This window comes from Streptomyces sp. L500, assembly GCF_054551825.1.
On the sequence record NZ_JBTOLC010000078.1, the window covers coordinates 1 to 14,434 of the forward strand.

At 71.6% G+C, this 14,434-nt stretch carries 15 protein-coding genes and 1 riboswitch; of the genes, 12 read left to right on the forward strand and 3 right to left on the reverse strand.

What is annotated here, in order from left to right:
- Window positions 1-231: GTP-binding protein (locus tag ACX9I7_RS31765; protein WP_459389291.1), on the reverse strand; the 231-nt coding region annotated here is incomplete at its 3' end.
- Window positions 232-627: 396 nt separating this feature from the next.
- Here ACX9I7_RS31765 and ACX9I7_RS31770 point away from each other — a divergent pair.
- From ACX9I7_RS31770 to ACX9I7_RS31810, 9 genes are all read left to right on the forward strand, one after another.
- Window positions 628-1,860 carry an MFS transporter gene (locus ACX9I7_RS31770; protein ID WP_459389292.1) on the forward strand — a complete coding sequence of 411 codons (1,233 nt, stop codon included), beginning with the start codon at window positions 628-630 and terminating at the stop codon, window positions 1,858-1,860.
- Window positions 1,861-2,086: 226 nt separating this feature from the next.
- A complete protein-coding gene (locus tag ACX9I7_RS31775; protein ID WP_229820759.1) occupies window positions 2,087-2,923 on the forward strand; it encodes a DUF6227 family protein in 837 nt (278 codons plus the stop codon).
- A gap of 200 nt (window positions 2,924-3,123) precedes the next feature.
- Window positions 3,124-3,327 (forward strand): cold-shock protein, encoded by a 204-nt coding sequence (locus tag ACX9I7_RS31780; protein ID WP_086571010.1) that lies wholly within the window; start codon window positions 3,124-3,126, stop codon window positions 3,325-3,327.
- Window positions 3,328-3,533: 206 nt separating this feature from the next.
- A complete protein-coding gene (locus ACX9I7_RS31785; protein ID WP_459389293.1) occupies window positions 3,534-5,186 on the forward strand; it encodes a DEAD/DEAH box helicase in 1,653 nt (550 codons plus the stop codon).
- 187 nt (window positions 5,187-5,373) lie between these two features.
- On the forward strand, window positions 5,374-6,588 hold the full coding sequence (locus ACX9I7_RS31790) for a PP2C family protein-serine/threonine phosphatase (protein ID WP_387577714.1): 1,215 nt from the start codon (window positions 5,374-5,376) through the stop codon (window positions 6,586-6,588).
- Window positions 6,589-6,727: 139 nt separating this feature from the next.
- Window positions 6,728-6,864, forward strand: a riboswitch (cyclic di-AMP (ydaO/yuaA leader).
- 10 nt (window positions 6,865-6,874) lie between these two features.
- Window positions 6,875-8,074 (forward strand): M23 family metallopeptidase, encoded by a 1,200-nt coding sequence (locus ACX9I7_RS31795; RefSeq protein ID WP_459389294.1) that lies wholly within the window; start codon window positions 6,875-6,877, stop codon window positions 8,072-8,074.
- Window positions 8,075-8,163: 89 nt separating this feature from the next.
- Entirely contained in the window at window positions 8,164-9,666 is a 1,503-nt protein-coding gene (locus ACX9I7_RS31800; protein WP_387577826.1) for an MFS transporter, read from the forward strand.
- A gap of 29 nt (window positions 9,667-9,695) precedes the next feature.
- Window positions 9,696-10,649, forward strand: coding sequence for an aldo/keto reductase (locus tag ACX9I7_RS31805; RefSeq protein WP_459389295.1), 954 nt, complete (start codon window positions 9,696-9,698; stop codon window positions 10,647-10,649).
- 78 nt (window positions 10,650-10,727) lie between these two features.
- Window positions 10,728-11,333 carry a mycothiol-dependent nitroreductase Rv2466c family protein gene (locus ACX9I7_RS31810; RefSeq protein WP_459389296.1) on the forward strand — a complete coding sequence of 202 codons (606 nt, stop codon included), beginning with the start codon at window positions 10,728-10,730 and terminating at the stop codon, window positions 11,331-11,333.
- A gap of 60 nt (window positions 11,334-11,393) precedes the next feature.
- Here ACX9I7_RS31810 and ACX9I7_RS31815 read toward each other — a convergent pair whose 3' ends face one another.
- Complete coding sequence (locus tag ACX9I7_RS31815; RefSeq protein WP_387577706.1) at window positions 11,394-11,696, reverse strand: hypothetical protein; 303 nt, start codon at window positions 11,694-11,696, stop codon at window positions 11,394-11,396.
- An 87-nt stretch (window positions 11,697-11,783) separates the two neighbouring features.
- On the opposite strand from ACX9I7_RS31815, the gene ACX9I7_RS31820 reads away from it, so the two are divergent.
- The gene (locus tag ACX9I7_RS31820) at window positions 11,784-12,794 is read left to right on the forward strand and encodes a methyltransferase (protein ID WP_459389297.1); all 1,011 of its coding nucleotides are present in this window, start codon (window positions 11,784-11,786) and stop codon (window positions 12,792-12,794) included.
- Between the two features lie 30 nt (window positions 12,795-12,824).
- Here the strand turns inward: ACX9I7_RS31820 and ACX9I7_RS31825 are convergent, their stop codons facing one another.
- On the reverse strand, window positions 12,825-13,436 hold the full coding sequence (locus tag ACX9I7_RS31825) for a DUF7691 family protein (protein WP_387577702.1): 612 nt from the start codon (window positions 13,434-13,436) through the stop codon (window positions 12,825-12,827).
- Window positions 13,437-13,578: 142 nt separating this feature from the next.
- Between ACX9I7_RS31825 and ACX9I7_RS31830 the strand changes: the two genes are divergently transcribed.
- Window positions 13,579-13,944, forward strand: coding sequence for a DUF805 domain-containing protein (locus tag ACX9I7_RS31830; protein WP_387577700.1), 366 nt, complete (start codon window positions 13,579-13,581; stop codon window positions 13,942-13,944).
- A gap of 81 nt (window positions 13,945-14,025) precedes the next feature.
- Window positions 14,026-14,433: a VOC family protein gene (locus tag ACX9I7_RS31835; RefSeq protein WP_459389298.1), complete on the forward strand. Its 408-nt coding sequence runs from the start codon at window positions 14,026-14,028 to the stop codon at window positions 14,431-14,433.
- The last annotated feature ends 1 nt before the right edge of the window (window position 14,434 follow it).

Sequence of the window (14,434 nt, forward strand, 5' to 3'; positions counted from 1 at the left end):
CCGGGCGTCCGTCTGGTACTCGACGTGCGCGATGGAGATGGTGATACCGCGCTGACGCTCCTCCGGGGCCTTGTCGATGTCCTCGAAGGGCGTGTAGGGGTTCAGGTCCGGGAACTTGTCGTGCAGCACCTTGGTGATCGCCGCGGTCAGCGTGGTCTTGCCGTGGTCGACGTGACCGATGGTGCCGATGTTGACGTGCGGCTTTGTGCGCTCGAACTTCGCCTTCGCCACTGGGAAACCTCCAGTTCGCCTCAGCAGGACGAAGGAAGGCCGGCGGCCGCCGATCCCTCGCGTCCTGAAATGGTCCACATCGCGCTCGCGTGACGTTCGCGGCCCGCACGGCAGACCCTCGGATACGCGGAGCAATGCTCCCGTCACTCTATGTCGTCGCGGTGTCATGTGGCGCGCGGCGCGTCCCCGGATGGCCGAGCGCGTCCCCCGTCGTCCGCTTCCCGAGACGCGGGGCGAACAACGCCACACGTGCGGGTGGCGACGTGGCGGGACTGGTCCGGGTTTGACGGCCAATGCCCGGGAGGTGCTCTGGACACTCGCCCTACTGTGTGCCGCCACCGGAAGTGGATGTGCCGGAGGTAACGCGCCATGGGACATGGGCCAGAGGCATAGGCGATGAAACACATACGCCTGTTGCGCTGCCGCTCCGTGCGGGTGCTGTGGCTGTCGATGACCCTGTCCGTGCTGGGGGACCGGCTCTACGGGCTGGCCGCGATGTGGGTCGTGTACGAGGCGACGGGCTCGTCCTCCCGGACGGGCCTGGTGGCCGCCGTCGAATCGCTCCCCTACATAGCCCTCGGCGGCGCCGGCTACCTGATGGCCCGCTTCTCCCGCTGGCGCTCCCTGGCCTGGCTGGACGCGGGCCGCGCCGCCGTCGCCCTGGCCGTGCCGCTGTTCTGGTCGCCGGACACGACCGGCTTCCTGATCACGCTGACGCTCGTCCTGCTGCTCGGCACGCTCAGCGCGGTCTTCGACCCCAACTTCGGCGCGCTCGTCCCCCAGCTGGTGCCGGTCGAGGAGCTCCCGCTGGTCAGCGGCCTGTTCGACCTCACGTCGAGGATCGCGGGGGTCCTCGGGCAGGGGAGCGTCGGGGTCCTCCTGCTGCTCGTGTCCGAGATCGAACTGTTCGCCGTCGACGGCTGCACCTTCGTCGTCTCCGCCCTGGCCCTGGGCTGGCTCGGCCGCCGCACGGCGAGCCCCGGGGGCGGGGAGCCGCCCACCGGCCCCGTGCGGGCGACGGCGGGCGTCCCCGCCCGGCCCCTCCTCCACCGCCACCCCCGGATCGCGATCGCGGTCGCGGTGCACGGTGTGGCCCTGTTCACCGCGGCGGTCTCGACCGTCGGCCTGCCCCCGCTGCTCGTCTCCCGCTTCGGCCAGGGCGCCACCGGATACGGCCTGGCCCTCGCCGCCACGGCCGCCGGCGGCCTCGCGGGGAACCTGCTCACGGGCCAGCTCGCCGGACGGCCGGCCGCCGCCGGCTCCTCCGGCCCCGCCGGGTCCTGGATCAGCATGTACTGCCTCGCCTGGGCGCTGTCCGGATGCGCGCTGGCCGGGCTGGGTGTGGCGGACTCCATGGCGGTCGTGATCGCCCTCTGCGTCCTTTCCGGCCTCCTCTTCCCCGTCTGCGCGGTGACCTTGCGCGCCCACCTGACCCGCTTCGCCCCGGCGGAGCGCCTCCGGCTCCTGACCGTCGACCAGACGGTCACCCGGTCGGCCGGAATGGCCGGCCTCCTCCTCCTGCCCCCCGTCGTGGACGCGGCCCCCGCCGGGGCCTTCGTGGGAGCGGGCGCCCTGCTGTCGGCGGCGGGCCTGGTGGGCTGGTGGCTGGGCGGCCGTAAGGCCCCGTAAGGGGCGCGAGGCCGTGTCGTCGTGCGGCTGCCGCCGCGTGGGCGCGACCAGCCAGAGGCGGCCCGCAGCCGAAGCACCCGCACCCGTGGAGTGTGGCGAACGCCAGCGCGAGCGGCGTCGCGCGAGCGACTTCGTGGAAACCCCGCCCCCGTCGTGTGTTCGCGCCGCTACGGTAAGTGCGCGGGGTGGGCAGTACCGGTGCGGCGAAGGTCGGGAGGCGACGGGCATGGCGCAGACGCGAGTGGGCGGGGGCGAGGGCGAGAGCGGGCGGCGCGGCGAGCCGGACGGCTCCGCCGGCTCCGAGCCGACGCCCGCCGAGCAGGTGGCGGAGCTGCTGGAGCGGGCCCAGAACGGCTTCGAGATCGGTGAGCCGCTCCTGGACCGGCTGCGCACCGCGCTGATGCACCAGACCGAGCTCCGCTCGTACCGCCAGCGCAACGACGGCCGGCGCCCCCTGCGGTGCAACACCTACCGGCACGTCTTCCTCCTCGCCGACGGCAGCAGCCTCGTCCTCTACGAGCTGGAGCACGACACGGGGCCCCAGGAGCGCTACCTCTACGAGCTCTACACCGACGACGGCGCGCTCGACGCCGCCGAGCGCCGGGTGCACGACCGGATCGGCGGCGGGGGCATCGGGCCGGGGAGCGAGTCCGAGGAGCTGCCCGCCTGGCTGGCGGAGGAGCTGCTGCTCGCGATGGGCCCGACGAGGCCCCGCCGGGAGTACGTCGCCGAGGCGTCGCCCGATCACGCCCGCAGGCTGCTGCGCCGCGCGGAGAACGCGGACGGGCCGGGCGAGGTCGTCCGCGAGCTGCTCCAGGGGGCGCTCGGCCACCACATCGCGCTGATCACCAAGCCCAGGCGCCGGGGTACGGGCCGCGATGCCACCTGGTGCCGGTTCTACGAGCACGCGTTCCTGCTGGAGGGCGGCGGCGAGGTCAGCCTCTGGGAGCTGGAGCACAACATGACGGCCGACGGACGGCTCGTGTGTGAGGTGTATCTCGATGAGGCGGAGGCGGAGGTGGCCGCCGACCGCCATGCCAGGGCGCAGGGCGTGGAGTTATAGGGCCCGGCGGCAGAGCCCGGGGGCGGGGTCGGCCGACCATGATCAACAGGAAACGGGACCACGTGGTATGGTTGGGTGCGTTGCAGTTGTGGTACCCATGAACTCGTGTGCGCCTGACGGTTATGTAGCCGAAGGCGCATTTTTGTTTTCGCCGGTCTATGTCCGGTCCGGGGCCCACCCGAATGATGAAGGAGACGGACATGGCTACTGGAACCGTGAAGTGGTTCAACTCGGAAAAGGGCTTCGGCTTCATTGAGCAGGACGGCGGCGGCCCCGACGTCTTCGCCCACTACTCGAACATCGCCTCCAACGGCTTCCGTGAGCTGTTCGAGGGCCAGAAGGTTTCCTTCGACGTCACGCAGGGCCAGAAGGGCCTGCAGGCCGAGAACATCGTCAACATCTGACGAACGGCCGGATTCGTCCGGCCCCGCGTGACGCGTCGACGCGTGACGCGACACCGCACGGCGAGGGCCCGCACCACTGGGTGCGGGCCTTTTGCCGCCCAGCGCCAGCGCGCCCAGGGCTCACGCCGGAACGTCCGTCCAGGGCTGCCCGCGATACGAGTCTCCCGAAACCGGGCGTGCCACCCCACTGAGGGAAGGTCCCCCGAATGACTCGTTCCGCACGCCCCGCCCGCTCCACGAGCGCCAACCGTTCCGCCGGAGCCAACCGCTCCACGGACGCCAACCGCTCCACGGACGCCCGTTCCCGCGGCGGGCGGCAGCCCGCCCGTCGTCCCGCCGCTCCCCTCCAGGGTGAGTTCGAGACGCCGGTCGCCACGACCCCGGCCCTGCCGGCCGTCGACTCCTTCGCCGAGCTGGACATGCCCGGCGGCCTGCTCTCCACGCTGACCCGCGAGGGCGTCACCGCGCCGTTCCCGATCCAGGCGGCGACCCTCCCCAACTCGCTGGCCGGCCGTGACGTCCTCGGCCGCGGCCGCACGGGCTCCGGCAAGACCCTCGCCTTCGGGCTGGCGCTGCTGGCCCGTACGGCGGGGCGGCGTGCCGAGGCGAAGCGGCCGCTCGCGCTCGTCCTCGTCCCCACGCGGGAGCTGGCCCAGCAGGTCACCGACTCCCTCACCCCGTACGCGACCGCCGTCAACCTGCGGATGGCCACGGTCGTCGGCGGCATGTCCATCGGCCGCCAGGCCCAGACCCTCGCGCGGGGCGCCGAGGTGCTCGTCGCGACGCCGGGACGGCTCGCGGACCTCATCCAGCGCGGTGACTGCGCGCTCCGCGACGTGGCGATCACGGTCCTCGACGAGGCCGACCAGATGGCCGACATGGGCTTCCTGCCGCAGGTCACCAAGCTGCTCGAGCAGGTCGCCCCGGGCGGTCAGCGGATGCTCTTCTCCGCGACCCTGGACCGCAACGTCGACCGGCTCGTCCGCCGCTTCCTCACCGACCCGGTGACGCACTCCGTCGACGCCTCGGTGGGCGCCGTGGTGACCATGGAGCACCACCTGTTCCACGTCACCGACCAGGACAAGAAGGACGCCGTCGCCCGGGTCGCGGCCCGCGAGGGTCGCGTGATCATGTTCGTGGACACCAAGCGCGGCGCCGACCGGCTGGTGAAGAAGCTGCTGTCCGAGGGCGTACGGGCCGCCGCGCTGCACGGCGGCAAGAGCCAGCCGCAGCGCAACCGGGTGCTGGACCAGTTCCGGACCGACCAGGTCACCGCCCTGATCGCGACGAACGTCGCCGCGCGCGGCATCCACATCGACGGGCTCGACCTCGTCGTCAACATCGACCCGCCGGTCGACCACAAGGACTACCTCCACCGCGGTGGCCGCACCGCCCGCGCGGGGGAGTCCGGCACGGTCGTCACGTTCGTCCTGCCCGAGCAGCGGCGCGAGATGAGCCGCATGATGACCACGGCGCAGATCACTCCGAACGTCATCAAGACCTACCCGACCGACCCCGAGCTCGCGCGGATCACCGGTGCCCGTGAGCCCAGCGGCGTCCCGGTCGTCATCGCGCCGCCGGTCCCGGCCCAGCAGCAGGGCGGCCAGGGCGGTCAGTCCGGTCAGGGCACCAAGCCGTCGCGCTCGCGCGGTTCCCGCTCCCGCTCCCGTTCCGGCTCGGGTGCCGGTAACGGCGCCGGTGCGGGCTCGGGTGCCGGCAACGGCGGCGGCCGTCCGTTCCGCGGCTTCGGCGGCAACGGCGGTGACGGCGCGCGCCGTTCGGGTGGCACCCGCCCGGGCAACGCCGTCGGCGGCCGGCGCCGGAGCGGCGGCGGTGGCCGCCGTCCCGCCGCGTCCTGACGCATTGAGACCTTGATGCATCGAGGGCCTGGGGTCCTGATGCGTTGAGGTCCTGACGCCGACGTCCCCGGGCGTCCTCCCACGCCCCCCTCGCGTCCCCGAACGGCTCACCCCCGTTCGCCCGCCCGCGCGCCGGACGCGAGGGTGGGACGGAGCAAGGGACGTCGGCCGGTCAGGAGAACACACGGTGGGGAAGCGAGACGGGCCGCCGCCCGGACCGGATCCGCTCTGCGAGCCGTTCCCCGGGTGGGCGCCGGTCGTTCTCGCCCGCTGCCTCCCCGCCGCCGTGATCACCGGCGGCGTCGTCTTCGACGTCCTCACGCCCCCCAAGTACTCCTCCGCCCCCTTCTTCGTCTCCGCGCCCCTCGTCGCCGCCTCGCTCCTCTCCCTGCCCGCCACCCTGCTGGCGGCGGTGGCGGCCCTGGCGGCGATCGTCACCCTCTCCCTCGCACGGCAGGCGCCGGAGGTGGGCGAGTCGGTGACCGAGGTCGTCACCGTCGTGACCGTCGGCGCGCTCGCCGTCGGCATCAACCGCGTCGTATGCCGCGGCAACCGCCGGCTGGCGTCGGTGCGGAGCGTCGCGGAGGCCGCCCAGCGGGCCGTGCTGCCCACGCCCCCGGCCCGGATCGGCGGGCTCCGGGTGGCCGCGCGCTATGTCGCCGCACAGGCCGACGCCCGGATCGGCGGCGATCTCTACGCGGTCCAGGACACCCCTTACGGCGTCCGCGTCATCGTCGGCGACGTACGGGGCAAGGGGCTCGGCGCGGTGGAGGCCGTCGCGATCCTGATCGGCGCGTTCCGGGAGGCGGCGGAGCAGGAGCGCACGCTGGAGGGGCTGGCGGCGCGGCTGGAGCGCGCGCTGCAGCGGGAGGGCGCGCGGCGCGCGAACGTCGATCAGGCCGAGGGGTTCACCACCGCCGTCCTGGCCGAGGTCCCACCGGGCGCGGGCGCCCTGCGCATCGTCAACCGCGGTCATCCGCCCCCGCTCCTCCTCCATTCCGACGGCACCGTCGGCGACACCCACCCCCGGGCGCCCGCCCTGCCGCTGGGGATGGGGGACCTGGGCGTGTGGCCGGACCGGGTGGAGCAGTGGGAGTTCCCGGTGGGGTCGACGCTGCTGCTGTTCACCGACGGGGTCACCGAGGCCAGGGACGCGACCGGGACGTTCTACGACCCCCGGCCGCGGCTGCGCGGCAAGCAGTTCCGCAGCCCCGAGGCCCTGCTGGACTCCCTCACGGCGGACGTGGCCCGGCACGCGGGCGGGCGCACGGACGACGACATGGCCCTGCTCGCCATCCGGCGGATCGACGGCCGGCTCCGTACCGCGCCCATCACCCACAAACGCCCCCAGGTCACCGGCCGTACCGTGCGCCTGCGATCTCCTCAGGTCCATAACGACTGACGAACGGTCAGAAGTAAGCGCCTTATAAAGTGCCCCAACGCGCCTGCCCGCTTCACCCTTTCGGCTTGGAATCCAGCCGCCCTGTCTATTAACGTTCGATAACGCAGCGCGGTCGTTGCCACCGCCGCAAGGGCGGTGCCGTGCGCCTTCGCCGAATCCCGTGGGTGGAACCGGGGAACCATCATTTGGGGTGAATCGGGCCCGTACGCCGGCCTGTAGGAGACCTTCCTTCTCCGAACCCGTCAGCTAACCCGGTAGGCGAGCAGGAAGGAAAGGAGTCGCCCCAGTGGCGTCCAACAGGTCCGACAGCTCCGAGCTCGACGGCAGTTCGTACGACCCTCCGTTCGTTCCCGCCTACATCCCCCCTTACGAACCGGAAGCGGCCCCCGGGGCATTCGCCGCCCCCGCGCAGTCGTCGGCCACGGGCGAGTGGGCCCCCGGCGAGGACCACCCGGCGGCGCCCGTCCGCGGCAGACACCGCGTCGTCAAGCCGCGCGGCGGCACGATGGCCCGGAGCGGCGCGGTCCTCGGCGCCGGAATGATCGCGGCGGTCGGCGCGGGCGGCATGGCCAGCGCCCAGGACCGTCCGCAGGCTCCCATATCCATGCCGGACCTGGCCCAGAGCATTCCGGTCGTCGGCTCGCTCATGGCCGACGGCCACGGGCAGGGCGCGCGGCAGACCGCCGAGGCACAGCAGGCCCCCGTCGAGACGGTACGCACCGTGCGCGACACCGTCGACGCCGGTGAGGTGCTGCGGGCCCGCATCCTCCAGCAGGCCGAGCACCAGCAGATCGCCGCCGAGGCCGAGGCGCAGGCGCGCGTGGCGCAGGCCGCGGCGGAGCAACACCGCAAGGCGGCGGCGGAGAAGGCCGCGGCGGAGCGCGAGGCGGCCGAGCGCCAGGCGGCGGACGCGAAGGCGGCGACGTACGAGGCCGCGCAGCGGGCGGCGCGGGAGGCGGCCGGCGGGGGCGAGGATACGGCCGGGTCGGCGGCGGCCGGGTCGGCGACGGACGGTTCGGCCGGTGTTCAGGAGCGGCACGCGACGGGCTCGTCAGGTGGCGCGGAACGTTCCGCCCACCGCGCGGCCGGCGGGACCTTCACCCTCCCCGTGGCCTCGTACACCCTCACCGCCGGCTTCGGCCAGGCGGGAAACATGTGGTCCGCGAACCACACCGGCGAGGACTTCGCCGCCCCCACGGGCACCCCGGTGAAGGCGGTCGGCGGGGGCACCGTCACCCAGGCGGGGTGGGCGGGCGCGTACGGCTACCGCGTCGTGCTGACGCTCGACGACGGTACCGAGGTCTGGTACTGCCACCTGTCGTCGATGGTGGTCACGTCCGGCAAGGTCGGCACGGGCACGGTCATCGGCCGGGTCGGCGCGACCGGCAACGTCACCGGCCCCCACCTCCACCTGGAGGTCCGGCCGGGCGGCGGCGCGCCGGTGGACCCGCTGTCGTGGCTGCGCGGCAGGGGCCTGGAGCCGTAACGAGGGGAGCCGCCGGTCGGCAAGCCGGGCAGGGCAATCAGGTCATAGCGCCCCCAGAACCACCCGATATCGGATATCCCGGGAATGTTCTGCGAGCGATCGGGAAATCAGATGACGTGACGACCACCGCGACGATCACCACGTCCGTGCCCGCCCGCCTGGACCGGCTGCCCTGGTCCCGGTGGCATTGGACCGTGGTGATCGGCCTCGGCACCGTCTGGGTCCTGGACGGCCTGGAGGTCACGGTCGTCGGCAATATCGCCGGCCGGCTCTCCGAGCAGGGCAGCGGTCTGCCGATCACCTCCGGCGGGGTGACGGGAGTGGCGGCCGCGCTCTATGTGGCGGGCGCCTGTTCCGGTGCGCTCTTCTTCGGCCGGCTGACCGATCTCTTCGGCCGTAAAAGGCTCTTCATGGTCACGCTCGCGGTCTATCTGGCCGCGACGGCCCTGACCGCGTTCTCGTACTCGTCCTGGTGGTTCTTCACCTTCCGCTTCGTGACGGGTTTCGGTATCGGCGGTGAGTACGCGGCGATCAACTCCGCCATCGACGAGTTGATCCCGGCCGCCTATCGCGGCCGTGTCGACCTCATCATCAACGGCAGCTTCTGGCTCGGCGCCATCGCGGGTTCGTTGCTGTCGATCCTGATGCTCGACACCAGCATCTTCGCCAAGGCCATCGGCTGGCGGCTGACCTTCGGGCTGGGCGTCGTCCTGGGGCTGGTCATCCTGCTCGTCCGCCGCCATGTGCCCGAGAGTCCGCGCTGGCTGTTCATCCACGGCAGGGCGGAGGAGGCCGAACGGCTCGTCACGTCGATCGAGAAGCGCGTCATCGCGGAAAAGGGCATCGAACTGCCTCCGGCCAAAGGGCGTTTCGCCATCCGCCAGCGCGAGAGCTTCGGATTCCGCGACATCGCCCGCACGGTCTTCTCCGACTACCGGCGCCGGGCCATTCTGGGGCTCGCCCTCTTCATCGGCCAGGCGTTCCTCTACAACGCGATCACCTTCGGTTTCGGCGCCATCCTCACCCGTTTCTTCGGCGTCTCCACCTCCCGCACCGGCTATTTCTTCGCGGTCATAGCAGTGGGCAACTTCCTCGGCCCGCTCTTCCTCGGGAAGCTCTTCGACACCCTGGGCCGACGCATCATGATCTCGTCGACGTACCTCCTGGCCGGGGTCCTGCTGTTCGGCACCGCCTGGCTGTTCGGCGCCGGGCACCTGAACGCCGTCACGCTCACCGCCTGCTGGGCGGTGGTCCTCTTCTTCGCCTCGGCGGGTGCCAGCAGCGCGTACCTCACCGTCTCCGAGATCTTCCCGATGGAGACCCGGGCCATGGCCATCGCCTTCTTCTACGCGGTGGGCACGGCGGCGGGCGGCATCAGCGGCCCGCTCCTCTTCTCGGCCCTCACCCAGAGCGGCGTCGTCGCCGACACGGTCGTGGCCTTCTGCCTCGGCGCGACCCTGATGTGCGTGGGCGGAGTGGTGGCCGCGTTCCTGGCGGTACGGGCGGAGGGACGCTCGCTGGAGGACATCGCGGCACCCCTGTCCGTCCACCCCCCTCCCGACCCCCTGCCGGCACCGGCGCCCGCGGAATAACGGGCCCGGCAGGGGAGTTGAACCATCGCATGGCTGACAACACGCATCGCACGAATATCGGCAGTCTCTTCGTCCACCCCCTGAACCTGGGCGGCAACGTCTTCGGCTGGACGGCCGACGAGAAGCAGTCCTTCGCCGTCCTCGACGCCTACGCCGAGGCGGGCGGCAATTTCATCGACACGGCGGACGTCTACTCCGCCTGGGTGCCCGGCAACCAGGGCGGCGAGTCCGAGACCGTCATCGGGAACTGGCTCGCGGAGCGCGGCAACCGTGACGCGATCGTCGTCGCCACCAAGGTGGGCAACGGCGTGCCCGAGCACCGCGGCCTGGCCCCCGCGACCATCAAGGCCGACGTCGAGGCGTCCCTGCGCCGCCTCCGCACGGACCACATCGACCTCTACTACACGCACGTGGACGACGAGTCGGTCCCCGTGGAGGACATCATCACGACGCTGGACGGCCTGGTGAAGGAGGGCAAGGTCCGCGAGATCGCGGCCTCCAACATCTCGCCGGAGCGCCTGCGGGCCTCGCTCGAGTTCTCGGACGCCGCCGGCCTCGCCAAGTACGTGGCGATCCAGCCCCACTACAACCTGGTCTCGCGCGACACCTACGAGGGCGGACTCGCCTCCGTGGCCGCCGAGCACGGCCTGGCCGCCGTCCCGTACTTCGCGCTGGCCTCGGGCTTCCTGACCGGCAAGTACCGCCCGGGGACGACGGTGGACAGCGCGCGTGCGGGCGGCGCGGTGAAGTACCTGGAGACGGAGCGGGGCGCGCGCGTGCTGGCCGCCCTCGACGAGGTGGCCGCCGCCCACGACGCCGAGCTCGCGACCGTGGCCCTGGCCTGGCTCGCGGCCCAGCCGACGGTGGCGACGCCGCTGGCCAGCGCCCGTACGGTCGAGCAACTGCCGGCGCTGCTGGCGGTGGCGGAGCTGAAGCTCACGGACGCGGAGCTGGCGAAGCTGACGGCGGCGTCGGCCGCTTGATGGCGAAGTGATTGGCCCATGACCACGGGCCGCGAATGGACCAGTCCGATGGGACAACGGCCGCATAGGCTCGTGGTCATGACAAACAAGGTGGACTTCTACTTCGACCCGATCTGCCCCTTCGCCTGGATCACGTCCCGCTGGATCACGGAGGTCGACCAGCACCGCGACCTCGACCTGCGCTTCCGCGTCATGAGCCTGTCCGTGCTCAACGAGGGCCGCGAGGACCTCCCCGAGCGCTACCGCCGGCTCCTGGACACCGGCTGGGGACCGGTCCGGGTGTGCACGGCGGCGGCCCAGGAGCACGGCGAGCACGTGCTGCGGGACCTCTACACAGCGCTGGGCACCCGTATCCACAACGCCGACCGGGAGGCCACCGACGAGCTGATCCGCGAGGCCCTCGCCGAGGCCGGCCTCCCGGAGGAGCTGGCGGAGGCGGCGTACTCGACGGAGTACGACGAGGCGCTGCGCAAGAGCCACCACGAGGGCATGGACCCGGTGGGCGAGGAGGTGGGTACCCCTACTCTCCACGTCGACGGCGTCGCCTTCTTCGGCCCGGTGCTGACGGCGATCCCGCGGGGCGAGGACGCGGTGCGGATCTTCGACGGCATCCGCCTACTGGCCGGCTACCCGAAGTTCTTCGAACTGAAGCGCACGAGGACGGGGGAGCTGGACTTCAGCTGAGCGCCCCGAAGGGGCGCGGGGAACTGCGCGATCAGCCCCCACCGGCCCGCAGCGGAGCACTCAGCGGCTGCCGCCCCGCTCCACCGCCCAAGACGCAAGCGCGACCGCTCCGGCGACCCCGAACACGGACGGCCAGGCCCCGACCTTCTTGGCCAGCGGATGCGACCCGGCGAACGCGGCGACGTAGAGCCCGCTGAGCCCGGCGGCGGCCGGAGCCCCGACGGTGTCCTTCCACTGCTTGGCGGCGAGAGCCCCGGCGGCGGCGAGGGCCACTCCGCCGAGGGGCCGCTGCTTGGTCCACCGTGCGATGCCGTAACCGCCGATGAGACCACCGGCGGCGACCAGGGACGTAGGAACTGCCACAGCAACAACCTCCGTATCAAGGGATCTCGTCCTAAAGCTAACGCTGGAGGAAGAGGAATCGTCCGCCGCCCCGGGCATGCATGGCTGGTGACCAATGAAGCGAGCGCGGCTCGAATCATCGACGAAGCCCTGGGCTTCCTCTACCCGGCGGCGCTGCGCGCGGCAGCCGCCGTGGGCGTGGCGGACCACCTGACGGACGGCCCCCGCACCCCGTCGGACCTGGCGAAGGCGACGGGCACGGACCCCCGCAGCCTCCACCGGGTCCTGCGCCTTCTGGCCACGCGGGGCTTGTTCGAGGAGGACGGGGAGGGCAGCTTCCGCCTGACGGAGGCGGGGGACGCACTGCGTTCGGACGCACCCGTTTCGGTCCGCTCGGCCGTCCTGATGATCACGGACCGGACGATGTGGCTGCCGGCGGGCGAGATGACCAGGTGCGTGGAGCAGGGCACGTCGGCCTTCGAGGGCATCTTCGGCGTGCCGTTCTTCGACCACTTCGAGCGGGACGCGGAGACGGCGGCGATCTTCCACGACGGCATGGCGTCCATGTCCGACGCGGAGAACCAGCCCATCGCCGACGCGTACCCGTTCCCGCCCGGGGCCACGGTGGTGGACGTGGGCGGCGGCCACGGCGGCCTCCTGCTGTCCGTCCTGAGCGACCGCCCCGCCCTCCAGGGCATCCTCTACGACCAGCCCCACGTCCTGGCCGGCCACCGCCTGAACACCCCGGCCCTGGCCGGACGTTGGACGCTGGCCGAGGGCGACTTCTTCACCTCGGCCCCACCCGGCGACATCTACCTCCTCAAGCGCATCCTCCACGACTGGGACGACGCCCAGTCGAGGACGATCCTGAGCAACTGCCGCCGTGCGATGGCGCCGGGCGGCCGGGTCCTGGTCATCGACGCGGTGATTCCGCAGGACAACGCCCCGCACCAGGGCAAGACGCTGGACCTGATGATGATGGCGTCGCTGGTGGGCCGTGAACGCACGGAGCGGGAATTCAGGGACCTGTTCGCGGAGGCGGGCCTTCACCTCTCCCGGATCATCCCGACGGGAACGGTCCTGTCGATCGTGGAGGGAGCGGCGGCGAGGGACGCATGACAGGCTGGAGACCCATGACGGGCTGGAGACCTAAGACCGGAACCCGATGATCCCGAACCCGGGCCGGGCCGCGGCGTGCCTCAGCCACCCGATGACGTCCATGACCGCTTCGACGACCTCGGGCTCCAGCGGCGGGGCGTGCCCCTTCCGCTTGGTCTCCTCGAACTGCTCCAGGGCCTTCGCGCACTGCTCCGGGCTCCACTCACCACACCCCGGCGCCTCGTACGGCCGCGGCAGGGGATCGGGGAAGCTGCTGTAGCCGAACTCCTCGACGGAAACCGCCGTGATCCCGAGGGCCCGCAGCCCCTCGTCGACCACCGACAGCCAACTGCCCCGGAAGGGGCAGAAGCAGGAATTGTCGAGGAAGGAACCGGTGAGGTCGCAGAGCCGCTTGTACGCGTACCCGTACTGGAAGGCGTGCTCGTCGTCCTCGCTGAACGGCCCGCCGTTGACGACGGCTTCCAGCGCCTCGTACGCCGTGGGCGCGCCGTCCTCTATCGCGTGCGAGAACCAGTCGTCGGCATGCGCCAGATCCTCGGCGAAGTTGCCGCGGATGACCTCCAGCAGCTGCTCGTCACGCGAGCCGACCAGGGCGCGAGTCCTGGCCGGGTCCAGCAGATACACACTCAGTCCCGAACTCATGTGCCTGAACCTAGCGGTGACCACTGACAACGGGGTGCGGGGCCGTGGCGGGTGTCGTAAATCCCCCACATAGTGTAGTTTTTACCCCGCCTTTACCTACAGAAACCGGGCTCTTCGGGGCCTTTTGCTTTTGGGAGACCCAGTGGACTGGTACATAGCCGTACTCAAGAAATACGCGGTGTTCAGCGGCCGGGCGCGCCGCCAGGAGTACTGGATGTTCACCCTGATCAGCACCGTCATCAGCATCGTGCTGGCCATCGCCGACGCCGTGTTCGGCACGGACTCCCTCATCGGGACCGTGTACGTCGTGGCGGTGTTCCTCCCCTCGCTCGCCGCCACCGTCCGGCGCCTGCACGACACCGACCGCTCGGCGTGGTGGATTCTGTTCGGCCTGATCCCGGTCGTGGGCTGGATCGTCCTGCTGGTGTTCACGTGCCTCGACACCAAGCCGGAGCACAACAAGTACGGCCCCAGCCCGAAGCACGTCCCGCCGTACCCGGCGTACTGAGCGTCGAACGCGGTCGGCAGGGCCGGGGCGGGTCCGTTTCCTTCAAGACCGACCGCCCAAGCCCTGCCTAGGCTCCCGCACATGAGCCCGACACCGGCACCCCACTTCCACTCCGTAGGCATCATCGTCTCCGACCTGGCAGCGTCGCTCGCCTTCTACCGACGCCTGGGGATCGAGTTCCCCGAAGGCTCAGAGGACCAGCCACACGTAGAGGCGGACCTACCGGGCGGGCTGCGCCTCCTCCTCGACCCCGAGAGCACCGTCCGCTCCTTCCACCCGACGTGGCGCCCACCGACGGGCGGCGGCGGCCGGCTGGGGCTCGCATTCCGCTGCACGAGTCCCGAACACGTCGACGCGGTGTACGAGGACCTGGTCACCGCCGGATACCACGGTGAGCTGAAGCCGTGGGACGCCTTCTGGGGCCAGCGGTACGCGGTGGTCCACGACCCGGACGGCAACGGGGTCGACCTCTTCGCCCCTCTGGCGTGAA